Consider the following 25,200-nt stretch of genomic DNA (forward strand, 5'->3'; position numbering starts at 1 on the left):
TCGAGTAATTTCTACCATCAATCAATGAAAATAATTTCGATCAATCAATCAGTAAAAATCCACACAAGTTGTTCTTCATAAGCTCTTAATGATCTTCTTGCTGATTCGTCACCAGCAAGCTAGGTCGGCTATATTACTCTTTATTCATAAAGAGTCAACTGGTTTTATTGATTATTTTTAAACTTCTTTAAGATCCCTAGATTTAACCCTTTAAGCTAAATCCTTGTTTCTCAACAAGTTTTAATCAACATCACCGCCGATGGATGTGCATTCTACAGCATTTTAATCACTACACAACCCCTTTTTTAACGCTTAATGATTGTTTGAGTGATTTTTAGACATTTTATCTTTTTTTCATACACATTTTGATCAAATTTGTTTTAATACTCAGCGGCAAAGACCTGTTAATATATTTTTACTCATATTTTTAGCTTTAAACACTGGCTTATATAAAGCTCTAGGATTTTTTATGCATTCTTCTCATTATGTTTGGGCTAGCCTTTTATCTTTGGGGTTAATTTCTCCTGGGTTTGCAAATGATTCAGTTGAGGGTAATAAATCTTCCATTTCATCTATCCCAGCATCATCTCCAACACAGCAGTCTCAATCCCAGCAGTTGCCTCATTTGAAAGCAGCCTTACAAGAATTAAAAAATGTAAAAGCTCAAGATTTGAAAGTAAATGCCAGTGCGAACCAACCAGAAAGCGAAAAAGATCCATTACAACCACTCAACAGACAGATTTATGCTTTTAATGATGTTTTAGATCGCAATATTGCACGTCCTTTAGCTGTTCAATACAAGGAAAAAGTACCTTCTGATGTTCGTGATTCGTATCATCAGTTTCGTAAAAATTTAGGTGAACCATGGAATGCGTTCAATCAACTGATTCAAGGTCGGCCAGTTCGTGCAGCAGAGTCTTTGGGTCGTTTTACTGTTAATACTTTAACGACCCTAGGTTTGGCAGATCCTGCACAGCATCTAGGCTTAAATACTGAAGATGAAAATTTCGGTACAACCTTGGGTTATTACGGCGTTCCTTCAGGCCCTTATGTGGTTTTGCCCATTTTCGGCCCAAGCACTTTTCGTGATACTGTAGGATTAGCAGCAGATAGTCAGGCACGTTTGCAGAAATATTTATTTGAAGATAATGATGGTCTTTATTGGACAGAACAAACTTTACGTGGCTTAGATGCACGATCACAAATTTTAGATGTCGAAGATGTTTTACAAGGCGATAAATATGCTGCTATTCGCGATATTTACTTGCAACGTAAAAACTTCTCCATTGCAGAAAAAAAAGGACTAGAATCTGAAAATATGTTTATTGATGATGAATTCGATGAGCTTGATAATGGTACAGAACAAGATGACATCGAGAACAATGCTCCATAAGTCTTAATGTTTAATACGCATTTACGTTTTATTTTATTAAAAAGTGATGAATAGAATCTGCCCCTCCTCATCACCAATTTTTTTACATGCGTTAACACTCTCAGGATCAAACAATTTTTATATGTATTTCATTCAACCGACTCGCAATATTCCTTATTTAGATCAGGTAATACGTACGCTTCCTAGTGTACAAATGATTCACATAGATGATATTGATTTGTATGATCCTACTATTATTGCGATTGCAGATGTACAGGATTATGTTACTCACCAATGGTCACTGCCGACGATCGTACTTGCCTTTGAAAATGAAGGTGCTGCTTTAGCTCAAGCTTGGCAGATGGGAGCATTGGCAGGTTGGGTATGGAACAAATTACCGTCTGATCCTGAAGGTGCATTACTCAAAATTGATGCTCAATATAAACGTAATCAAGATAGTCGCGATCTTCCGTCGGCTGCTTATTTACAAAAGTGTTTACTGCCTAATCCAATCGAATTAATGAACTATAAGGTAGAAACACTGTTTCAACCTTCTGCTTATTTGTCAGGTGATTGGTATGATTACTGGAAAATCAGTGATAAAGAAATCATGTTTTATCTGGCTGATGTCTCTGGACATGGCGTCACCAGTAGTTTATTGACTTCGTGGATGGCAGCTTTTCATGGGCGTTCAAAAACACCGCGTGAATTAATTAAAAAATTGAATGGTATGTTGGTCCAAGAAAATATTGAAAAGCATATTACGATGATTGCCGGCGTTTTAAATCTAGAAACCCATCAATTACGTTGGTCAAGTGCTGGTCACTATCCTCCTGCCATTATTTTTGAACCAAATCATCCTCCTAAAATTCTAAATACCAGCAGCTTTCCATTAGGACTTACCGAAGATCTTGAGGTCGAAGAATATGAGTGTGTACTCAAACGCCATGCTCGTTTTATTATTTGTTCAGATGGAGCGCTTGAACCTTTTGATGGCGGCTTGAATGAACAATTTGAAAAACTGGTCTTCCATTTGCAAAATCAATCTTTTCAAGCCCCTGAACATGTTGCAGATGACATTGCGATCTTAAGTTTATGCCGAATGAATTAACTATATAATCAATATGTTAACTTTCAACTAATCAAACCACCACTGTAGACCACTTGAGTCTGCACCAAGCGTATGTGATAATTTTATAATCCTTCTCTGAAAATGGCATTTATATGTCAACAGGTCATGTTGAATATGCAAGCTTGAATGGAACGCATATTTTTAAGCTTATTGGCGAAGTGCGTGCCCAATCTTGTATTAGTTTAGACAAACTTTTGAGTAAAATTGAACAACAATCCAATGTGGTTGGTGCAATCGTAGATTTAACCCAAACTTCATTTATTGACAGTACTGTTTTAGGTGTTCTTGCTAAGCTCGGTATAAAGCTTAAACAAATTCATCATATTCAGGCCATCATGTTATCGACCAATCCAGATATTACTATTTTGGCCAACAGTATGGGTTTGGGTCAGGTCTTTGTGATTTTAAATTATTGTGGTGATCCGAAACTCTGCACGCGAGAATTAATCGAAGAACATATTACTCATAATGCCATGTTAAGTACTGTTTTAGATGCTCATAAAACACTGATGAAATTGAATGAAAATAACCAAAATATGTTTGAACCTTTGGTTAAGCAATTGCAAAAAGAACAAGATAATTTAGAGCAAGTTCCTCAGCAAAACGTTTAAATCATATTTTTAAAGGTGTGCCCGATGAGTTTACTTTCTGTTGTACAAATGAATTCCCAAGATGATATTGAAACTAATTTCATTGTGATCGAGTCATTGATACAACAAAGTAAAGCAGCGGGTGCTGAGCTTATTGTTTTTCCTGAAAACTTCATCTGTTTTGCAGGCGGTAAACAACGTGAAACTGCGCAGCAGTTTGAAAGTATTCAGCAACGTTTAGAAAAATTGGCACATCAATATCAAATTTGGCTAGTCGCTGGCACACTCCCTTGCCCTTTTCGCCCTGATGGTTCGACGATCCAAGATGGTCGTGTTCGTACAGTCAGTTTATGTATTAGTCCTGAAGGTACAAAAGCACGTTATGACAAGATACATTTATTTGATGTACAGGTAGCTGATGCAGTGGGGGGGTACCAAGAATCTCAATTTTTTGAACCAGGCACAGATGTCGTAATCGCAAAAACACCTTTTGGCAATATTGGTCTAATGGTTTGTTATGATTTACGTTTTCCAGAACTGGCCTTAACTTTACGTCACCAAGGTGCAAATATTTTGACTGCACCATCAGCTTTCACCTATACAACAGGTCAAATGCATTGGCAGCTCTTATTGCAAGCACGTGCCATGGATAGTCAATGTACTGTTTTGGGTGCAGCTCAGCAAGGTTGGCACGGTCAAAAACGTCAGACTTGGGGGCATACAGGTGCAACCAATAGTCGTGGTCAAGTTTTAGATATAGTCCACACAGAAGGTACAGCTCTCATCACAGTCCCTTTCGATCTTGTAGAGCAAGAAAAAATTCGTGAATCTATGCCTTTAATGCAGCATCGCAAACTCATAAACTATTAAGTATTTTCATTTTACAATCAAATATTCGATATAGAAAAATTACAAAACAACTGCTTATTATTTCCTGTATATCCCACAGGATAGAAGCTCAAATAAAATTGATAGGGCTAAAACATGTCTTTAGAAAAAACAGTCTATACAGCAAAGGCCAAAGCAACAGGTGGTCGTGATGGGCGTGCTACCTCATCGGATGAAATTTTAGATGTAAAACTGGCTGTTCCTCAAGAGATGGGCGGTGCTGGCGGTGGAACCAATCCTGAACAATTGTTCGCAGCAGGTTATTCTGCTTGCTTCTTAGGTGCAATGAAATTTGTGGCCAGCCGTGATAAATTGAATATTAGTAAAGATGCTTATATTGAAGGTGAAGTGGGTATTGGGCCTATTCCAACAGGCTTTGGTATTGAGGCTAAACTGAATATTCATTTAGAAGGAATGGATCAAGCAGAGGCACAAAAATTAGTCGATGCAGCCCATATTGTTTGCCCATATTCAAATGCAACGCGTGGCAATATTGATGTGACCTTGAATGTGATTACCTAAATTTAATAATTTTAGTCGAGTCGTCCTATCCTAAAATGACGTATTTATAGTCTCTCAGGATAGGACGTTTAGGTGAGTCATGATTTACAATCAACATCTCTGCTTTTTTTCATTAGACTCAAAAAAACAACCTTAAATAAAATCATAAAAAATCTCACTTATAAGCAAATCTTTAATGACTTATTGTATTTTTCATCTTCAAGTAAAATTTAATTGCTTCTTTTCAAAGTTAAATTGAGAAAAATTAAAATTAATTGAGTACATTTTTAAGAGGTAAAAATGCCAAGCTTGATTAAGCTCAGCAACCCATCCCTCTAGATTAACTCAGATATTTTCGCTTTAATCCGCCGCTTCATTCGTCACACGAAGTACTTCTTCTAAAGTCGTTTTACCTGCTAATACTTTACGTAAGCCATCATCACGAATAGAGCCCGATTGCTGACGCGCATAGGCTTCAATTTCGTACTCAGCAGCATGACCATGAACCAAACGACGCATATGATCATCTACAGGTACAATTTCATAAATAGCAGTACGGCCCATAAAACCTGTATGTGAACAATGTTCACAACCTTTAGGTTTCGGCAATTTTAGTTCAATATTGTTTTGTATCGGCTTAAAAATTTCAATTTCAAATGCATCCGCTTCATGCCATGTTGCACAACGTGGACATAGAGTCCGTACAAGACGCTGTGCAATTACGCCAATTAATGAGCTTGCCAGTAGAAATGGTTCAATTCCCATATCTTTAAGTCGTGTAACAGCACCAATCGCAGTATTGGTGTGCAGAGTTGAAAGCACCAAATGACCTGTAAGTGAAGCTTGAACCGCAATTTCTGCAGTTTCTAAATCACGAATCTCGCCGACCATAACAACATCAGGATCTTGACGCAACATGGCTTTTAAAGCACGCGCAAAGGTCATGTCTACTTTCGTATTGACCTGTGTTTGGCCAATGCCTTCTAGTTGATATTCAATCGGGTCTTCAGCAGTTAAAATATTTTTTGAGCCATCATTCAGGTCAGATAAAGCTGCATATAAGGTTGTGGTTTTACCCGAACCTGTTGGCCCAGTCACCAAAATAATACCGTGCGGACGATGGACCAAATGAGTCAGTCGTTCATAGTCAGGTTGCATGAGCCCTAAATGGGTCATATTGAGACGCCCAGCCTGCTTGTCGAGTAAACGCATCACCACCCGCTCACCATGCGACGATGGCAAGGTTGAAACACGTACATCAACTTCACGGCCTGCCAGTCTTAAAGAGATACGCCCATCTTGAGGAACACGCTTTTCAGCAATATCCAATCTGGCCATGACTTTAATACGTGACACCAAAAGTGGCGCAAGTTCACGCCGAGGTTGCACAATTTCTCGAAGTTGACCATCAACACGTAATCGAACGGATAATTTTTTCTCAAAAGATTCGATATGAATATCCGAGGCACCGACACGAATGGCTTCTGAAAGTAAAGCATTGATCAATCGAACAATGGGAGCATCGTCTTCTTGATCCATCAAATCTTCAGCCTCAGGGACAGAATCTGCCAAACTCAGCAAATCAGGGTGATCTTCTAGACCCGCTGCCACTTGTTGAGATTCGCCAGTATCGCCTGCGAAGCTCGAACTGAGGAATTGGTGAAATTCTTGTTCACTACACAATTGATGTTGTGCAGAATATCCCAAATAGCGACGTGCTTCCTGAATCGCCAGCATAGGCGTATTGCTACGACGCATAATAAAAGCCTGATCGCCTTCGTATCGAAGTAATACACCATGGCGTTTAGCAAAACTATAAGGTATTTGTAGTTGTTTAAGTATTTGCATCAAAGTTTATAATGATGGATAAATTGATTTGAGTGTACTCTAAGCGAATGACAGCGTGAAGTCTGTTTTTTACTGATTAAGCAATATAGGAAGTGTGCTGTTGTTTAAAAATAATGAGCTGGTCGAACCAGATCACCCAAACTTAAAATGGTGGGGTGAATATAACTTTGAACTTAATCAGCCTAAAGCATGGCAATTTGGTTCTTTATTGTTTCGCTTGACACGTGGGCTTCAAGAGTGGCGGCTGGAGTTTCATCGCCCACAGGTTCAATATGACTATGAACAAAAATGGCATGAAATCGAAGATCCTAATTTTGGCTTTCCGCAACCTGTCCAAATAGAACGCTATATGTTCAAATCTACTCAAGCCAAGTTGCAATTGATGCCACGCTTGGCTGATCGCTCGGTTGTCATCAAACCAGTCGATCCCATTTATATTCCTGCGGGGCAGCGCGGTACACTTTATATTAGTACGCCTTTGTGGATTGCAGGTTTTGTCGAAGGACAAAGAGATCCATTATTTGATATTCCAGTGATTCTGCCAAAAGATACTTGGTTTGGCCCGAACCATCGTAGTGGAGAAATTTGCTATGCCACTGCTGTAGACGGTCGTACTGAATTACATCTGTTAAAACCACGTTCTTTTCGTGCAGTTACTCCAATTGAATTTCACAATACCAGCCATCAACAGTTACGTTTTGACCGAATGAATGTACCTGTTCCAGCCTTGCCACTTTTTTATAGTGAAAGCACAGGACGTTTATGGACGTCACAAATTAAAGTTTTGCATGAAAGTTTAGACCGACCGCCTCGGATTCGGATCGAAAACCGTACTCCACCGCATGCAGGTGAAGTCATCTATGTTCATCCACCGCGTTCGGCGGCGGGTGCTTTATTCAATATGTTTGATTCATTTTTCTAAGGGGATACTATGCCAGATTCGAATATCCCAAAAGAAATTACCAGCAGTATTAAGGGGATTTTTACCAATATTAATACCGATCGGTTGACTGAAATATTGGTCGCACTGACTTTAGGATTTATTGGGTTCCTGATTGCCAGATTTATTTCAAATGCATTTATTCGTACTATTGGTTCGCGTTTCAATGCCCATCAGCGACTGGTTTGGCGGCGCGGTATTTTCTATTTTATTTTTCTCATTTTTGTGATGGCCAGTCTAAAAGAGGCTGGATTTAAACTCAGTGTCTTTTTGGGTGCGGCAGGTATTTTAACCGTGGCATTGGGTTTCGCCTCTCAAACTTCGGCCAGCAATTTAATCAGCGGCCTATTTTTAATTGGTGAAGGTTCTTTTGAAGTCGGCGATACGATTCAATTGACCCTAATTCGCGGGCATACAATTGAAGGTGAAGTGATTTCGATTGACTTATTGTCAGTCAAATTATTGACGCTTGACAATGTATACGTACGCCTTCCGAACGAACAACTCATTCGAGCCCCAGTACACAACTTGTCTAAATTTCCAATACGGCGTATTCCCATTACTTTAGCCATTAATTTTCATGAAGATATCATTAAAGTTCGTGAAGTTTTAATTGATGTTGCGACCAAATACCCTTTGGTTTTGGCTGATCCAAAACCTGCAGTAACAGTGACAGCCTTTCGTGAATCTTCGATTGAACTATTATTTGCAATTTGGTGCGACCGCGAAAACTTTTTTAAAGTCCGTGATGAAATGCAAGAAAGAATCCGAAATGGATTTTTAGACAATGAAATTGAGATTCCAGTACCTAAAATGGGTTTTGTAGACCGACCACCAAATCAGCATCTTTTAAATGATGAAGAAGTTGATCAATATACAAATGCAGCAGAAATCAAACGCGAACCCAATTTAAAATAATCCAAATTCTCTCCCCCCCTTCAGAGGGGGATTTTATTGATCAATATTTAGATCAAATCGTATATTCTACAATCTGATTCAATAAAGATAAGAAAATGTGGATTAGGTCATATTCTCACTTTCTGGCATCGGAGCAATATAAGCAATGATGAGCATCACAAAACCTGCACCTAAAAATGAAATGACTCGACTTAAAGTCCCAACATGAGATAAATCAAACAGTACCAATTTCAGCGTGACAATCACTAAAATACTGCCACCTAAAATCCAAACTGAACGTAATTTTTTCCGACTGGCGTGGCTCATGCTCATAAAGGCCAAACTGACCCAGAGTAAAGTAAAACTGAGTTGAACCGTGCTATCTTTCCATAAAGCGAGTTCGTTAAAGGGTGTACCCAAATAGACATGTAGTGCACGTAGCACAATATAACTGCTTAACCAAAGCAAACTGAGTACCGTTAATACCGCGACAATCCCCCGATCTAGACCTGATTTAAGCTGTAAAGACAGCATCCAAATAAAACTGATCCACATTGCGATACTGACCAGATCAAAAGGATTCAAGACAGGCATGAAATAGCCTTGAAAAGCCTGTTGGGCCAATATTTGTGAACCGATCATCCAAGATATCATCAGTCCCAAACTACTTCGTGATTGCCATAGCATGGCCCAGTCTGAATGATCTTTCTGCCTATAACACCACGCACAAAACATTAAAGGTAAAATCACCACACTCATATAAGGCATGTTGGGGACTAAGGTTAAGCTACTGAGCGCGAGACTCAGCAAAGCACCCAAACTCATCCATTCTTTTTCACTCCGCAACCCCAATGTAGGACGCAACCACAATAAAGCCAGTATAAAACCCGATACAGCAAAACCGATACGGTTAAAAGGAGATGACCATACAATAACGCCCGGCTGACTTTGATCAAGCACAATAATCAACGCAAAAACCAGTACTGGAATAAGTCCCATCCATTTTGGCCAAATCCATGACCATGTCGCCTTACACGCCAACATCAGTTCATTCATGAGCAAAAACCATCCACTGACGATCAATAAACTCATGACGAATTGGTGTGAATGATCAATTTCATTTAACAGTAATACGATTAGCATGGTCGTTGCAGACAGCATCTGCACACAATGAAAAATAAGAGTAGAATTACTCAATTGATATCTAAAACTCTCTCGGCTATTGGCCATCAAAATGACAGCAAAATAGCTCACACATAAGCTCCAATACATGCCACGCGGAAATACGCTTAATTCGACCCAATAATAAATACTGGATAATCCAGCAACGATGAATAATCCCATCGCAAGATAACGACTAATTCCTGACTTTCGGTACAGCGCATAGGTAAAAATAAGCAGCCCTTCAACGGCCCAACCCATCACACTCCATTGTTCAGGTAAAAGAATGGGCGGGATCAAGACTAAAAAAATCAGCATTAAACTGAAATAGCTTTGTGAAATCAGAGACACTGCATGATGATGCTTAGACGCTTGATACAGGAGTGCATAGACCAAAGCAAAGACCAAACTTGCACCTGCTTGCCAAATTTTTTCATCAAAATACATGAAATAAATGAAAATATAAGCAATCATAGGTGCGCCAAAAATCAGGGCAATATCCAATGCAGGCTTCAGTTTAAATTGCGCAACATCTGCTTTGGCAAGCAACTGACTAAAACGAAAACTCAACCAAACAAAGATGGCTGTATGTAAAACAATCAAGAGGCTTAATGCATTACGTTGGGATACATCTCCTTGATAAAAGGCGTATCCACCACCCACACAAACCGTGACTAAAAATGCAATTTGGTTGAGTATTTTCCAAGGGCGTAAAGTATTTAAAATTGCCACGGCAATATTGATGACCGCGTAATAACCTACCAGTTCAACAGCAGTTGCATTACGTACCGGCAAGGTAAAAGGTGCAAGATAGGCAACCATCAGGGCCATAAGAGCCAGTTCAACTGATTGTTGTTTTAAGCTCAACAGTAAAGTTACAGCCATAATCCCTGTAAAATATAAAGCAGCCATCCATACGTTTGGAATGACCGCATTGTAATAAGCAAAAAATAGCGTCAGAAATAAAGTGGCTAAACCTAAACCCTCTAAGGCCAAGGCAAAACTACGGTTTTTTGAATAAAGAGAATATCCGAACGCTGTAACTACCCCACTCATAGCTGCAACTAAAATCAGTTTAAAAGCTAGACTGAGTTGCCAATGTTCTGTCGCAAATCGCAGTAAAAGCACAACCCCCATAACCAGTACCAGTATCGCCACTTTTAATACAGGATTACCTTGAAAGATCCATTGATTCAATTGATCAGTTAAACCAACGGAAGAAGTGTTTTTTTGAGTGAAGGCAGGCTGAGGAAATTGATTTTTTATCACAGCATCTGGCGAAGAACTAACTTGAGATAAGTGTGTTTGTATTTGATTGAATAAATACTCTAAACGTCGTAGCCAGCGTAGAAAGAAAAAAATCCAGAGCGTAATTCCAGTTCCAACCATCCATGTCCACGCCATGGCAACACCGACAAGCGCAACAATCACAGCAAGATATAAAGGCACTTTAGAGGTTTCTTGAACAGGGAAGCGTATTTCTTCAGCCATTTTTACAGTGGGTGTTTGGATCGCATCAACATAGTGCATGACACTCATCACCAAAGCTAAAGCACACAAATAAGTCAATAGGTGCACATCTAAAAACCAAGCCCCTACACCGACTATAATCAATACCATCAGCCAAATCATCCGGATTTCGCTCTGCCCTTTGTGCATTATTTATGGATCTCAACCTTTGTTTAATCCGATCATACAACAGCTCAGACTTTGATTTTTAAGCATTCATCAGATATTCGGTAACACCTGACTTTATGATGTTCTATGTTCATGGGTAAAATCACGTACAATAGCCCTGTTATTTGAATTAGGACTCTTTCAATGCCACCATTTGTTTTGGTCGATGGCTCATATTTTTTATTTCGTGCATACCATGCACTGCCACCACTAACCACTTCTACAGGTTTACAGACCAACGCAATTCGTGGTGCGATTTCTGCAATTCAAAAATTGATGCGTCGTATTCAACCGACCCACATGGCCGTGATTTTCGATACACCTGAACCTACTTTTCGTCATGTGCTTTCCCCTATTTATAAGGGTGATCGTCCAAGCATGCCTGATGAGTTGTCACAACAAATTCCCTACCTTCACAATTTGATTCGGGCGCTCGGCATTCCTCTCTATACGCTTCCAGGAGCTGAAGCGGATGACGTGATTGGAACGCTGGCTAAACGCGCTGAAAAAGAGGGTCATCAAGTTCTCATTTCCACTGGCGATAAAGACATGGCGCAATTGGTCACGGATAAAGTGACTTTAGAAGACAGCTTTAAAGACAAGCCCATGGACGTCAATGGCGTATTTGAAAAATTCGGCGTGTGGCCCAATCAAATTATCGACTATTTAACATTGATGGGTGATGCATCGGATGGCATTCGTGGTGTACCCGGTGTAGGTGCGAAAACTGCGGCTAAACTTTTAACAGAATACGGTTCAATTGGCGGCATTTTAGAAAATGTCGACCAAATTAAAGGCAAAGTGGGTCAAAGCATTAAAGATAATGTGGAAGGCATTACTCTTGATCACCAATTGGCCAGCATTGTGATTGATTTAGATTTAAATCTCACGCATGACGACCTTAAATTGCGTGATCCAAATGTCGAGCAACTGCGCAGTTTATATACTGAACTTGAGTTTCGTAACCAATTACAATCATTAGATCATCCCAACAATCCAAATAGTTCAGTCTATAAACAAAGTGCTCAAGCCATTCAAGCATCTGCACGTCCGCAACCAAATATTCCAACCGAAGATCAAGCTGATTCGACCAGTGTAGATGATCAATTGGGACAAGCGACGTATCATACAGTACTCAGTCAAGCGGATTGGGATACCTTATTCACACGCCTAAATACCGAAAAACGTTTTGCTTTTGATACTGAAACCACCAGTTTAGATTACCGTATTGCTGAAATGGTCGGATTTTCAGTCGCTTTTGATGCGGATGATGCTTACTACGTTCCGTTGGCACACGATTATGAAGGCGCACCTGAACAACTCAATCGTGAAACAATTCTATCCCAAATTAAGCCTATTTTAGAAAATCCATCCGTTGACAAAATTGGACATCATTTAAAATATGATGCACACATTTTGCAAAATCATGGCATTGAATTACAAGGCTGGTATTTCGATACCATGCTAGCCTCTTATGTTGTTAACTCTGTGGCAACGCGTCATGGCATGGATGATGTGGCACGTTTATATTTAAGCCACTTAACCACGACCTATGAACAGGTTGCAGGCAAAGGCGTTAAACAAAAAACTTTTAATCAGATTGAAATCGAAACAGCCGCACATTATGCCGCTGAAGATGCGCATGTCACTTATCGCCTCTACGAAGTATTGTCTGAAAAATTAAAAGCCTCACCTGAACTCGACAGTATTTTACATAAAATTGAAATGCCAGTGGCACGTGTCCTAACCCACATGGAAGAAAATGGCATTGAACTTGATCTGAAATTTCTTGATCAATTAAGCGTCGAATTTTCAAATACTATTCAAAATTTAGAACAGCAAGTCATTGAATTGGCAGGCGAACCATTTAATGTCAGCTCACCAAAGCAAGTGGGTGAAATATTATTTGAGAAGCTGGGCATTAAAGGCGGTAAGAAAACGTCTACTGGTCAATACAGCACCAGTGAAAGTATTTTAGAAAAAATTGATCACCCAATTAGCGCGCTCATTTTAGAATATCGTGGGCTTTCAAAACTTAAAAGCACTTATACCGACGGCTTACAAAAACAGGCCAATAATAACAGTGCGCGAGTCCATACCAGCTATCATCAAGCCCTAACCGCAACGGGTCGTTTATCCTCAACAGACCCCAATCTGCAAAACATTCCTATTCGTGCAGAAATTGGTCGTCAAATTCGTAAAGCATTTGTCGCACCTGAAGGTCGAGTATTGCTGGCAGCCGATTATTCACAAATTGAACTGCGTTTAATGGCACACCTTTCTCAAGATGAAGCGCTAGTTCATGCATTTCAGCATGGTCAAGATGTCCATCGTCGAACTGCTGCTGAAGTTTTAGGCATTGAACTTGAGGATGTGACGCATGACCAACGCCGTCAAGCCAAAGCAGTGAACTTTGGTCTGTTATACGGCATGTCTGAATTTGGTCTGATTCGCCAATTAGGGTTTAGCCGAGAAGAATCACAGAATTACATTAAGCAATATTTCCATCGCTATCCGGGAATTTATGAATACATGCAACGTACCCGTCAAATTGCATCAGAACAAGGTTTTGTTGAAACGATTTTGGGTCGACGTTTATATACACCTGACATTGATGCACGAAATATGATGGTCCGTAAAGCGGCTGAACGTGCTGCTATTAATGCACCCTTGCAAGGGAGTGCTGCAGATATTATTAAAATAGCCATGATTGAAGTTGATAAAATGCTGCCCAAAGATCAAGCCAAAATGTTATTGCAGGTTCACGATGAATTGGTCTTTGAAGTTGATGCTGATCTGGCCGATGAATTGGCACCCAAATTGGCAGACATAATGCAATCAGTCGTGAAGCTTTCAGTGCCTTTAATTGTTGAAGTAGGTAAAGGCAATAACTGGGATGAAGCACATTAACAAGCTGAAATCAGTATTTTTCTTTTAGTAGATCAACTCTATTGCTCAGTCAAAGTAAGACTCCGCCCTCTACTGTTTAAAGCTGAGCAATATAGCCTGCTAAAAATCTAAATATTTTTTCAGTTTTTGAATAGACTAAATTTTAACTCCTCATACGAGAAGAAAAAATTTCACATAAAAAAAGGACTCGAGTGAGTCCTTTTTTTTACAGCAAATTTTATAAACCAGTTAAAAGCACAATGGCAACTTGGTTCATAATAATTTCTGCAATATATAAAGTCAAAAACGCAATAATCGGTGATAAGTCAATCATTCCCATATTGGGCAAAATTCGACGAAAAGGTGCCAATAAAGGTTCTGCCAATTCTTGAATCACTTCAATATACGGTGAACGAGACTGGGTAAACATCACCACCCAACTCAAAATAATCGTTGCAAAAATCAAGTAACGACAGAAGCGAATTAAGTCTTGAATCATGGTCACAAAAGTTAAAATAACCAAATGAACAGGACTATTCGGCATCGCACCTGATAAATACATGACCCCAAAAATTTTAAGCAAATAGAGTAGTAACACAAGCGCTAATGCTGCGAGGTTAACACGGCCATTTGCGACAGTCGGAAAAATTCGACTAAATATATCAACGATTTTTGTGGCTTTAACGGTAGACAATACTACTGGATTATAAGCATTCACCCCTGCCAATTGCATGAGAAAACGGAAGAATACGAGCAAAATCGCTACGTTAATAATAATGCCAAAAATCAGCGCAGAGTTTGCACCCATACTGGAACTTTCCTAAATAAAAACACGTTATTTACTACTTTCACTTAACTCTTGAGCAAGTTCTTGGCTACGCTTTTGCGCAGCAGCCAAAGCAGCCTGAATATTTTGAGAGATTTGCGCACGATCAAATACTTCAAGTGCAGCTTGGGTCGTCCCATTTGGCGAAGTCACATTTTTACGTAATTCAGCAGGTGTATTTGCACTCGTAATCGCCATTTGTGCAGCGCCCAAAGCGGTTTGCAAGGTTAATGCAGTGGCCACTTTTTCATCTAAACCTAAGTTTTTTCCTGCACGAATCATGCTTTCCATCATATAGAAAAAATATGCTGGACCAGAACCGGAAACTGCTGTGACTGCATCAATTTGAGCTTCTGAATTTACCCAAATTGTCAGTCCAGTTGCAGCTAAAACTTGACTAGCAAGTTCACGACTTTGTGTATCTACCGCAGCAGTCGCATACAAACCATGTGCTCCAGTCTGTACCAAAGCTGGAGTATTTGGCATCACGCGAACAACTTGGTCTGTATCCAAGAGTTGAGCAATGGTGGCTATTTCAGCACCAGCCACAATCGACATCACTAATTTTTCAGCAAACAGACCTTTAAGCGGTTTGAGTACATTGGTCAGTACTTGTGGTTTCACCGCAAAAACAACGATATCCGCATCACGAATGGCAGCAACATTATCATCGGTCACATGCACATCTTTTTCTGAGAGAAAAACTCGTACATTTTCGACAGGATCGGAAACTGTAATACGTGTTGCAGGCAATCCACGTGAAATTAGCCCACCAATTAAGGCTTGGGCCATATTACCACCGCCAATAAAACAAATATTACAATTTAATGCTGCACTCATGAATCCTACTCAACTGATTTTTTTTAACGAAGAGATTAAATTTGGTTGCCAGCCACCGACTTCACAATACTCAGAGTGAGCCAACCAAAAACCTTTGGGTGTAAAAACACCAAGCATAACATTATCTATGCTTAATATTTGAATTGTATGACGCTGCCAAGGAAAAATACGTGCTTCTTGTATTGCTTTTTTTAAAGGCCAAGATCCAACACGCCCCTGTAAGTGAATTTTTTCCCCCGTTTGACGTCGAACCAATTTTAAATTTTTACCCAATAATGTGGTGGACAAACCCACTGGATTTGATTCAACACAATATTCTCCTGACATGAGGTGAAATGTTTGATCCAATTGTACTTGAAGGGTTTCTGGTAAAATATCTGATTCATTCTGAGCAGCGAGATATTCAGCTGCACTCAAACGGTAAATTTTTTGCTGATAGCGGACGTAATAAAACTGATTGAAGTGTAAGGCGGCCTGTGCATCTGACTTAGAACCTATCACTTCCTTGCGTAAGCGCTCAACCATCTCAAAACTTGGACGATATTGATCTTGCCCCTTCATCCATACAGATAAAAGCTGTCGTTGCCGTGCTCTAGAAAGTAAGGCTATTTTTTTTAGATCTAGTTCAGTCGCTGTCGTACATTGGCTTAAATCCTGCTGCACAATCTCTTGAAGAATATCATTGGCATCCTGCATCAAATAACTGGTTCGCGCTAAAGCCTGTTGCATTTTAGGATAACGATTTTTTAGTACTGGCCACAGTTCATGCCGACACCATGCACGATCATAATGAGTATTCAAATTGCTGACGTCTTGAATATTTTGCACATCCAGTTGCTCTGCCCATTGGCAAATCTGCTCACGAGAGATATCTAACAGCGGTCGCCAAAGCGTGAACTGCTCACGAATATCGACTTTTCGCATCGCAGACAAGCCCTGCACCCCTGCACCAGACAGCAAACGTAATATTAAAGTTTCCGCCTGATCTTGTTGATGATGGGCCAGAACTAAAATTTCATTGGGTTTTAGATGTTTTGAATAGGCTTGATAACGTGCTGCACGTGCTTGCTGTTCTAGATTACCTGTTTCAACGCAAACAGCTTCAATCAAGCAAGGAACATTGAGTAATAGACATTGTTCAGCCACAAATTGCCCCCAATTTGCACTGTCTTGTTGCAATTGATGATCAATATAAATGGCACGGACTTTTTCAGGAAAAAAACCAGACATTAAATGCAGTAGCAACATAGAATCCATGCCACCACTACACCCAATTAAAAAAGCACTCTCAGATGGAAAGTGCTGAATTTGATTTAAGACGCTAGACCTAAATTGTCGCTGCCAAACTTCATTAAACGCTGGTAACGTGCTTCGCATCTCTCATTCGCATCCATCGATTGCAATTCTTCTAAAGCTTGTTGTAAAACTTCTTTAAGTGCTTGCATAACTTGTTCAGGCTGCACATGTGCTCCTTCACCTTCATCTACCACATATTCCACAATACCCATTTTTTTGAGTTTATCTGCGGTCAGTGCTAAAGCTTCACTGGCTTGCTCCGCTTTTTCTGCGGTTTTCCACAAAATTGATGCACAACCTTCAGGTGAAATTACTGAATAAATACTGTGAGATAACATAATCACGCGATCTGCTACCCCAATACCGAGCGCACCACCTGAACCACCTTCACCAAGAATAGTCGCAATCACAGGCACTTTTAAACTTGAAAGCTGAGCCAAACTGGTGGCAATCGCTTCTGCCTGACCACGTTCTTCCGCGCCCACACCAGGATATGCACCCATAGTGTCAATAAAGGTAAATACAGGTAAATTAAAACGTTCTGCCATGTCCAGTAAACGTTGTGATTTACGATAACCTTCTGGATTACTCATACCAAAATTATGTTGCAATTTCTCACGCGTGCTACGACCGCGATGTTGACCAACAATCATCACTGGCTGCCCATTAAAACGTGCCAAGCCCCCGATCATTGCACCATCATCACCAAACACCCGATCTCCATGTAAAGCATCGAATTCAGTGAAGATTTCACCAACATAATCCAAGAATTGCGGGCGTTCTGGATGACGCGCAATTTGAACTGTTGTCCATGCTTTAGATTGAGCAGCTTTATTTTTCATAGGTCGACCATTATCCCTAAATTAACAATAACTTGTTAACCAATCATTTGTTAATCGATAAATTGTTCCGACTGAATATTCAATTCAATATCCCAATGCTTGAACTGCACCTGTTCATCGTGCAAGTCTGCTACAAGCAAAGGCCATTGTTTGGCATCGCCAGAAACGCTGAGTTGCCATTGTTGCTCATTGCCGATACTTAATTCAATGGCAGGAAGCATCTCATCGCTACGACTATGATTCAGTAAAACTGCAAGACGCAGCAATAGACTTAAGTGCACTAATTTGCTACCACCGACCTTGGCAACATCCACTCGACTATCACTACGCAGCTTACGACGATGATGCGCAACCAGATGCGAAAGATGATTTTGATCAATTTGTGAGAAGCCTGCAATATCTGAATGTTGCAATAAATACGCGCCATGACGGTGATATCCACCGTGACTAATGGCTAAACCAATTTCATGTAAATAGGCAGCACGTCGCAGTAAATCACCATCTTCAGTGTTTAAATTCAAAGATTTAGAAACACCATCAAGTAAATGCTGAGCAGTTTTGACCACACGTTCTGCCTGCTTAGGATCAGCATTATAACGCCCCATTAACGCTTGCACACTGCGATCTCGAATATCTTCATGCTGGAAACGCCCCAACAAGTCATACATGACACCTTCACGTAATGCACCATCGGAATAGACCAACTGAGTCAGTTCCAGAACATCAAATACTGCATATAAAATGGCAATTCCAGCTGGCAAAACTGCTCGACGGTCTTCTTTCAACCCATCAAAATCAACTTCTGAAATGTGCTTAAATTTGAGTAATTTTTCTTTCAGTTTTTCTAGACCTTCGCGAGTTAAATTTTCTTTTTCATCGCTCCAGCCCATATTGACTGTAATTTGTCGACACGCTTTTATTGTCCCGCTTGAACCGACAACTGTATCCCAGCCTGCTGTTTTATAGGTGTTGGCAATTCCTGAAAGCTCTTTACGCGCCGCAACGACAGCTTTATCAAAGTTTTTCTGATTAATTTCACCATCACTAAAATACGCACTGGTAAAGGCAACACAACCCATTTGTAAAGATTCTGTATGAATAGGTTCGAATTCTTCACCAATAATCAGCTCTGTAGAACCTCCGCCAATATCAATCACCAAACGACGACCGCTATTGACCATGGTATGCGATACGCCTAAATAAATCAGACGTGCTTCTTCACGCCCAGCAATAATCTCGATCGGTTTAGGTAAGATTTCGGCTGCTCTTTGAATAAATTCATGACCATTTTTGGCTTGGCGCAACGCATTGGTCGCCACTATTCGCAACCGGTTCGCTTGCACTGAACTTAAACGTCCTACAAAACGGGCCAAACATGCTAGTCCCCGTTGCTGTGCGGCTTCAGTTAAGTTTTTATTTTCATCTAGCCCAGCTGCCAATTGTACTTTTTCTGACATTGACGCTACTTTTTTCACTTCGCCATGGTCTACACGTGCAATCGCTAGGTGAAAACTGTTCGACCCCATATCGATGGCAGCAAGCAACTCTTCATCAATCAAAAAATCAGACATTATTCAAATGAACCCATAATAATTGTGCTTAGAGTAATTCACATGCTTAGAATTTAAAAGCATTTATCAAGGCAAATAGATGAGTTTTTAATCTAAAGTATAATTGTCAGACACGATGATCAATATCGTCAGCATCAATTAGACAAATTTAATATAATGTTTGAGAATTGACATATCCCACTACATAGTTAAACAGGGCTATGTAATACTAATCATTATTGAACTCACTCAAATTTTTGGAGTATATCCATGGCTGGCAATATCGTAAATACAACTGACGCAAACTTTGAAACTGATGTTTTACAGTCCGACGTTCCTGTACTTGTAGACTTTTGGGCAGGCTGGTGTGCACCGTGTAAAGCGATTGCACCTGTATTAGAAGTATTGTCTACAGAATTTGAAGGCAAAGTAAAAATTGTTAAAGTCGATGTGACTGCTTGCGAAGCAACTGCTGTAAATTACAATATCCGTAACATTCCTGCATTATTAATGTTTAAAAATGGTGAAGTTGTGGCTCAACAAGTAGGTGCAGCACCAAAATCTAAATTAACTGCGTTTATTGAAGAAAATATCTAATTCAAAACTGTAGAATTTGATGTAATACGCTGTCCATGGATGGCGTATTTTTTTCGTCTATAAATTGACAAAAGCTAGAATAGCTCTTATATTGCATATTCAAGGAATAAAGGATTTTCCAATCCATCATTTTCTTACAAAACACAACACATAAAATCGCCGCTCGGCAACAGAAATTGTTTTTACACTCTTCTCTTCGTAACAATCAATCAGTCCTATGAATGGTTATTGTGCAAATACAATTACGTTACTTTTATTGTGTTTAAGCGGCTAAATGTTGCTCCCTTTTCTCATCTGTATCCCAGAATTTTGATTCTATCTGACCACCTATGAATTTAACTGAACTCAAGAAAAAACCGATTGGCGAACTCATCAAAATTGCCGAGTTTATGGGCCTAGAAGGCATGGCTCGTAACCGTAAGCAAGACATCATTTTTGCCATCTTAAAGCGCCATGCCATGAATGGTGAAGAGATTTTTGGTGATGGTGTTTTAGAAATTCTATCTGATGGTTTTGGTTTCCTCCGCTCTGCAGCAGGTTCTTACCTTGCTGGACCAGACGATATTTATATCAGCCCATCTCAAATTCGTCGCTTTAATTTACGTACAGGTGACACCATTACAGGTACGATTCGCCCACCTAAAGAGGGTGAACGTTATTTCGCTTTATTAAAAGTGAATCAAATTAACTATGACACACCCGAAAATTCACGTAATAAAATTTTATTTGAAAACTTAACACCTTTATTTCCAACTGAACAGTTGATTATGGAGTTAGGGAATGGTACCTCAGAAGATTTGACCGCACGTGTAGTCGACTTGGTGGCACCAATCGGTAAAGGTCAGCGTTCAATTATTGTTGCTCCGCCTAAAGCGGGTAAAACAATGTTATTGCAGAATATTGCTCAATCAATTGTCCGTAATAATCCTGAAGTATTCCTGATTGTTCTTCTGATTGATGAACGACCAGAAGAAGTCACCGAAATGGAACGTACAGTTCGTGGTGAAGTGGTTGCATCAACGTTTGATGAAGCTCCTGCTCGTCACGTGCAAGTTGCTGAAATGGTGATTGAAAAAGCTAAACGTCTGGTTGAACATCGTAAAGATGTCGTCATTTTACTGGATTCAATTACTCGTTTAGCGCGTGCTTATAACACGGTCATTCCATCTTCTGGCAAAGTACTGACAGGTGGTTTAGATGCACACGCACTAGAACGTCCTAAACGCTTCTTCGGTGCTGCACGTAATATCGAAGAAGGTGGTTCACTCACCATTATTTCTACAGCCTTAATTGAAACTGGCAGTAAAATGGATGATGTGATCTATGAAGAATTTAAAGGCACAGGTAACCAAGAAATTACGCTTGATCGTCGTATTTCTGAGAAACGTGTCTTCCCTGCCATGAATATCAAAAAATCGGGAACTCGTCGTGAAGAACGTCTGATGAGTGAAGACAATTTACGTAAAGTTTGGATTTTACGTAAGCTTCTTCACCCTATGGATGAACTTGCAGCAATGGAGTTTTTACTAGATCGTATGAAAGAAACCAAAACCAATGATGATTTCTTTGATCAAATGAAACGTAAAGCAACCAGTTAAAATTATTAAATATTTTAGCTGTTCTAAAAAAGCCATCTCTAACGATGGCTTTTTTGTTTGGTTGACTTGATTTACATAAAAACACATTGTGCTGAATTTTATGTAAACAAATTTGCAAGTTAATGATAAATAAAATAATGCTTAAAAAAAATTTATAAATTTTAGGGGTTTATTTATTACTTATCCAATATAAAACACTTCATTGATTGTTATTTTCTGTTAAAAAAACAAAGAAATTCATCTTTTTTTCGTGTTTTTTTTAATCAGCCTAGTAGTATTTAAAAAGGCACAGTGATAGCATATTCGCAGACCAGTTAGACTGCCTTTGCATTTGTTACTGCCTAACAAATATTAGGAAGAATAAAAGCACTTAACAGCCTAACGCAGGTTTTTTTTAATCTCATATTTAGAGAGTGATGCCATGTTATTCAAAAAAATCGCTATTGCTGCTGCAATCGCTACTACTTTAGCTTTTGTTGGTTGTGCTAAAAAAACTGAAGAAGCTGCTGCTGATGCTAACGCTGCTGCTTCTGAAGCTGTAGTTGCTGCTTCTGAAGCTGAAGCTGCTGCTTCTGCTGCTTCTGTAGAAGCTGCTCCTGCTGCTGAAGCTGCTGCTTCTAATGCTGCTGCTGCTGCTTCTGTAGCTGTTGATGCTGCTGCTGATGCTACTGCTGCATCTCAAGCTGCTCACTAATCTGAACGATTAGTAAGTAAAAAAGAGAGCCTATGGCTCTCTTTTTTTATCTTTAAATAAGTTTTTTTTAAAATCTATATCTTACTTTTGCCCATTTAACTCTCCATCTTCAACACATACCAAATTAATATACAAATACCCTTATTCTCTGTTTTTGATCATAAAATTTAATCATAAAAAAGCAGATCAATCGATCTGCTCATTTCCTACGCGCTGGCGAAATTTCTGACCAGCCCGGAAGGTGACTACGCGGCGTGCAGAAATCGGAATTTCTTCACCCGTTTTGGGATTTCGGCCTGGACGTTGACGTTTATCACGTAATTCAAAGTTACCGAACCCTGAAAGTTTGACTTGCTCACCTGAAATGAGCGCTTGGCTAATTTCTTCGAAGAATAACTCAACCATTTGTTTTGCTTCACGACGGTTTAAACTCGTGAGCTCACTTAAATGATCAGCCATTTCTGCTTTCGTTAATGCTGTCATGAAGCCCTCAATGTCGCCTGATAAGTGTTTTGCAACACTTCGATTATTTGATCCATACCAGATTTAATTTCAGCATCTTCCAATGTACGTGATGGATGTTGCCACAACAAAGCAAATGCCAATGAGCGCTTGCCTACTTCAACACCTTGACCAGTATACACATCGAATAACCAAGTTGAGTCTAGTAACGCTCCACCCGTCTGTCCGATAAGTTGCTGAATTTCGCTAACATTAATATTATCACTAATTAAAAGCGCAATATCACGTCTTACCGACGGAAAACGTGATAATTCTGTAAAATTAGATACATAAGTTTGCAAAACAGCCTGTTGATCGAGCTCTGCCACCCAAGTAATGCCCAAATCGAGTTCATTTTCTAAAGATGGATGTAGTCGTCCCAAATAACCGATCGAGTGACCACCCACCAAAATCTCAGCAGATTGACCTGGATGTAACCATGCACGCTCTGAACGAACATACTCAACTTCCACACGTCCAGCCGCCAAAATTTCTTCAACTTCACCTTTTAGATCAAAGAAATCCATAGGTTTCGCTTTGGCATGCCAAGACTCGGCTGTTTTTGCGCCCACTGCAATTAAAGCTAAAGTGGATATTTGTTTCAAATCATGAATACTGTTTGCATCTTGATAATCAAAACGCAAGCCCAATTCAAAAAAACGTACGCGACTTTGTTGACGATTAATATTGTACTGTACACACGGAATCAAGCTCGATAACAAGGTTGAACGCATCGCAGCCAGTTCACTTGAAATTGGATTAGCCAACATCAAGGGATGAACATGTGGATTGAGTTGCTTTTCAAGTTTAGCATCAGCAAAGCTAAAGCTAATCGCTTCTTGATATCCTAAAGTCACTAATGTTTGACGAAGTTGTGGCAGCTCGAACTGATCTTGATGTTTGGCAAGTTTGACATCAATGACAGGTAGACTGATTTGAATATTGTCATAACCATGAATACGTGCGACTTCTTCAATCAAATCTTGATAAATTGCCATATCATAACGATGTGATGGCGGAATAACAGACCATTCGCCTTCAGCTTTGACTGTGACTATACAACCGAGACGTTGTAATGCATCACCAATAAAATCACTTCCAACAGTATAACCCAATAGCTGATCGACTTGAGCTTGCTTCAGTTCAATCGCATCACGCGTCGGCAATAACTCAATTTTTTCCGCCACTGTAATTGGACCAAATTCACCACCTGCCAATTCAGAAATCAACTGGGAGGCACGATTCATCGCCATAAGAGGCAATTCAAAGTCGACACCACGTTCATATCGTTGTGATGCATCAGTATGTAAACCATAACGACGCGCACGACCCGCAATTGCAAGTGGTGCAAAGAATGCAGATTCTAGGAAAATTTCAGTGGTTGCATCTGTTATTGCTGAAGATAAACCGCCCATGATCCCCGCAATAGCCAAAGCTTTTGCATCATCTGCAATCACCATGACATCTTCGGTCAATTCAATTTCTTGTTCATTCAGCAAAATCAGCTTTTCGGCCGTTGTTGCCTGACGCACATGAACGCCACCTTGAACTTTATGGCCATCAAAAGCATGTAAAGGTTGACCCAACTCAATTAAAACATAGTTGGTAATATCAACCAAAATACTGTGTTGGCGAATACCTGAACGAGTTAAAGCCTGTTCCATCCATGCAGGAGTCGCCGCTTTGGTATTTACATTTTTAATGACACGTCCCAAATAACGTGGGCAGCCATCTGTATGTACAAGCACTTGCTTTTGATCAGCAATCGTTGCATTAACTTCTGAAATTTCAGGAGCTGTCACAGCAAGTTGATTGATTACCCCAATTTCACGGGCAATACCACGAATACTAAAACAATCACCACGGTTCGGTGTGATACTGATATCAATCACATGATCATCTAGATTGAGATATTTACGAATATCAACACCGACTGGTGCATCATTTGCTAATGCCAATAAGCCATCAATTTTATCTTCTAAATCAATTTCAGAAGCACCGCACAGCATGCCTTGTGATTCAACCCCACGAAGTTTGCCTTTTTTAATCTTGAAATCACCTGGCAGTATGGCACCAATGGTTGCTACAGGCACTTTCATTCCGATACTTACATTGGGTGCGCCACAAACAATTTGTAAAGGTTCACCTGAACCAATATTAACGGTAGTCACACGCAAACGATCTGCATCTGGATGTTGTTCTACCGTCAATACTTCCCCTACCACCACACCAGTAAAAGGTTTTGCTGCTGGTGAAAGCTCATCGACTTCTAAACCCAACATCGTGAGTTGATTTGATAATGTATCACTATCAATGGCTGGATTAACCCAACTACGCAGCCAATTTTCACTAATTTTCATACCTTCATTTTCCTTAATCTCCCCTAACCCTTCTTTAATCAGAAGGAAAAACACACTTCATTTTTTGGTGAGAGGGATACTTTCTCAAAGTAGCCTTAGGGGGATTTTAATAAACCAATCAATCTAGATTCTTAAATAATGACTAACTTCAAATTTTCGCGGAGTCGCTTTTTTCTTAGAAAAGATGAAGTACTCATTCGC

The 25,200-nt window shown here is 39.7% G+C and carries 20 protein-coding genes; 11 read left to right on the top strand and 9 right to left on the bottom strand.

From position 1 onward, the window contains the following. Positions 1-469: 469 nt before the first annotated feature. The 5 genes from GA0116959_RS02540 (at position 470) to GA0116959_RS02560 (ending at position 4,504) form a co-directional block, all read left to right on the top strand. Positions 470-1,393 (top strand): MlaA family lipoprotein, encoded by a 924-nt coding sequence (locus tag GA0116959_RS02540; protein WP_092718090.1) that lies wholly within the window; start codon positions 470-472, stop codon positions 1,391-1,393. Positions 1,394-1,514: 121 nt separating this feature from the next. Beyond that, positions 1,515-2,483: an RsbU family protein phosphatase GigA gene (gene gigA / locus GA0116959_RS02545; protein ID WP_092718093.1), complete on the top strand. Its 969-nt coding sequence runs from the start codon at positions 1,515-1,517 to the stop codon at positions 2,481-2,483. Positions 2,484-2,596: 113 nt separating this feature from the next. Continuing rightward, entirely contained in the window at positions 2,597-3,115 is a 519-nt protein-coding gene (gene gigB, locus GA0116959_RS02550) for an anti-anti-sigma factor GigB (RefSeq protein WP_053578681.1), read from the top strand. Positions 3,116-3,139: 24 nt separating this feature from the next. After that, positions 3,140-3,964: a carbon-nitrogen hydrolase family protein gene (locus GA0116959_RS02555; protein WP_092718096.1), complete on the top strand. Its 825-nt coding sequence runs from the start codon at positions 3,140-3,142 to the stop codon at positions 3,962-3,964. Between the two features lie 114 nt (positions 3,965-4,078). Continuing rightward, positions 4,079-4,504 carry an organic hydroperoxide resistance protein gene (locus GA0116959_RS02560; RefSeq protein ID WP_092718098.1) on the top strand — a complete coding sequence of 142 codons (426 nt, stop codon included), beginning with the start codon at positions 4,079-4,081 and terminating at the stop codon, positions 4,502-4,504. A 339-nt stretch (positions 4,505-4,843) separates the two neighbouring features. On the opposite strand, the gene gspE is transcribed toward GA0116959_RS02560, so the two are convergent. Beyond that, positions 4,844-6,331: a type II secretion system ATPase GspE gene (gene gspE / locus GA0116959_RS02565; protein WP_092718102.1), complete on the bottom strand. Its 1,488-nt coding sequence runs from the start codon at positions 6,329-6,331 to the stop codon at positions 4,844-4,846. 100 nt (positions 6,332-6,431) lie between these two features. Between gspE and GA0116959_RS02570 the strand changes: the two genes are divergently transcribed. Beyond that, a complete protein-coding gene (locus GA0116959_RS02570) occupies positions 6,432-7,253 on the top strand; it encodes a hypothetical protein (protein ID WP_053578684.1) in 822 nt (273 codons plus the stop codon). Between the two features lie 9 nt (positions 7,254-7,262). After that, a complete protein-coding gene (locus GA0116959_RS02575; RefSeq protein WP_053578685.1) occupies positions 7,263-8,189 on the top strand; it encodes a mechanosensitive ion channel family protein in 927 nt (308 codons plus the stop codon). 102 nt (positions 8,190-8,291) lie between these two features. Here GA0116959_RS02575 and GA0116959_RS02580 read toward each other — a convergent pair whose 3' ends face one another. Further along, complete coding sequence (locus tag GA0116959_RS02580; RefSeq protein WP_092718105.1) at positions 8,292-10,988, bottom strand: DUF2339 domain-containing protein; 2,697 nt, start codon at positions 10,986-10,988, stop codon at positions 8,292-8,294. A 162-nt stretch (positions 10,989-11,150) separates the two neighbouring features. Here GA0116959_RS02580 and polA point away from each other — a divergent pair, with 162 nt between their 5' ends. Continuing rightward, entirely contained in the window at positions 11,151-13,916 is a 2,766-nt protein-coding gene (polA, locus tag GA0116959_RS02585) for a DNA polymerase I (RefSeq protein WP_092718108.1), read from the top strand. A gap of 217 nt (positions 13,917-14,133) precedes the next feature. On the opposite strand, the gene GA0116959_RS02590 is transcribed toward polA, so the two are convergent. The 5 genes from GA0116959_RS02590 to ppx are packed head-to-tail and all read right to left on the bottom strand — an operon-like array spanning position 14,134 to position 19,270. Further along, a complete protein-coding gene (locus tag GA0116959_RS02590) occupies positions 14,134-14,703 on the bottom strand; it encodes a YggT family protein (protein WP_053578688.1) in 570 nt (189 codons plus the stop codon). Between the two features lie 27 nt (positions 14,704-14,730). Then, positions 14,731-15,561, bottom strand: coding sequence for a pyrroline-5-carboxylate reductase (proC, locus tag GA0116959_RS02595; protein WP_092718111.1), 831 nt, complete (start codon positions 15,559-15,561; stop codon positions 14,731-14,733). A gap of 9 nt (positions 15,562-15,570) precedes the next feature. Then, a complete protein-coding gene (gene tilS, locus GA0116959_RS02600; RefSeq protein ID WP_092718114.1) occupies positions 15,571-16,938 on the bottom strand; it encodes a tRNA lysidine(34) synthetase TilS in 1,368 nt (455 codons plus the stop codon). After that, a complete protein-coding gene (locus GA0116959_RS02605) occupies positions 16,875-17,699 on the bottom strand; it encodes an acetyl-CoA carboxylase carboxyltransferase subunit alpha (protein WP_092718116.1) in 825 nt (274 codons plus the stop codon). Before GA0116959_RS02605 ends, tilS begins: the two co-directional genes overlap by 64 nt. Before the next feature lie 50 nt (positions 17,700-17,749). Beyond that, positions 17,750-19,270, bottom strand: a complete 1,521-nt coding sequence (gene ppx / locus GA0116959_RS02610) for an exopolyphosphatase (RefSeq protein WP_092718119.1) — start codon at positions 19,268-19,270, stop codon at positions 17,750-17,752. Between the two features lie 249 nt (positions 19,271-19,519). On the opposite strand from ppx, the gene trxA reads away from it, so the two are divergent. The 3 genes from trxA to GA0116959_RS02625 all read left to right on the top strand — a co-directional run bounded on the left by trxA (position 19,520) and on the right by GA0116959_RS02625 (position 22,138). After that, the gene (gene trxA, locus GA0116959_RS02615; RefSeq protein WP_053578693.1) at positions 19,520-19,846 is read left to right on the top strand and encodes a thioredoxin; all 327 of its coding nucleotides are present in this window, start codon (positions 19,520-19,522) and stop codon (positions 19,844-19,846) included. Between the two features lie 329 nt (positions 19,847-20,175). Then, entirely contained in the window at positions 20,176-21,444 is a 1,269-nt protein-coding gene (gene rho, locus GA0116959_RS02620; protein WP_053578694.1) for a transcription termination factor Rho, read from the top strand. 421 nt (positions 21,445-21,865) lie between these two features. Continuing rightward, a complete protein-coding gene (locus GA0116959_RS02625; RefSeq protein WP_092718121.1) occupies positions 21,866-22,138 on the top strand; it encodes a hypothetical protein in 273 nt (90 codons plus the stop codon). A 186-nt stretch (positions 22,139-22,324) separates the two neighbouring features. Here the strand turns inward: GA0116959_RS02625 and GA0116959_RS02630 are convergent, their stop codons facing one another. Continuing rightward, on the bottom strand, positions 22,325-22,621 hold the full coding sequence (locus tag GA0116959_RS02630; RefSeq protein WP_005007563.1) for an integration host factor subunit alpha: 297 nt from the start codon (positions 22,619-22,621) through the stop codon (positions 22,325-22,327). Beyond that, positions 22,618-24,999, bottom strand: coding sequence for a phenylalanine--tRNA ligase subunit beta (gene pheT / locus GA0116959_RS02635; RefSeq protein WP_092718122.1), 2,382 nt, complete (start codon positions 24,997-24,999; stop codon positions 22,618-22,620). The genes GA0116959_RS02630 and pheT overlap by 4 nt, the downstream gene beginning before the upstream one ends. Between the last annotated feature and the right edge of the window lie 201 nt (positions 25,000-25,200).

The organism is Acinetobacter albensis, assembly GCF_900095025.1.
Classification (GTDB): domain Bacteria; phylum Pseudomonadota; class Gammaproteobacteria; order Pseudomonadales; family Moraxellaceae; genus Acinetobacter; species Acinetobacter albensis.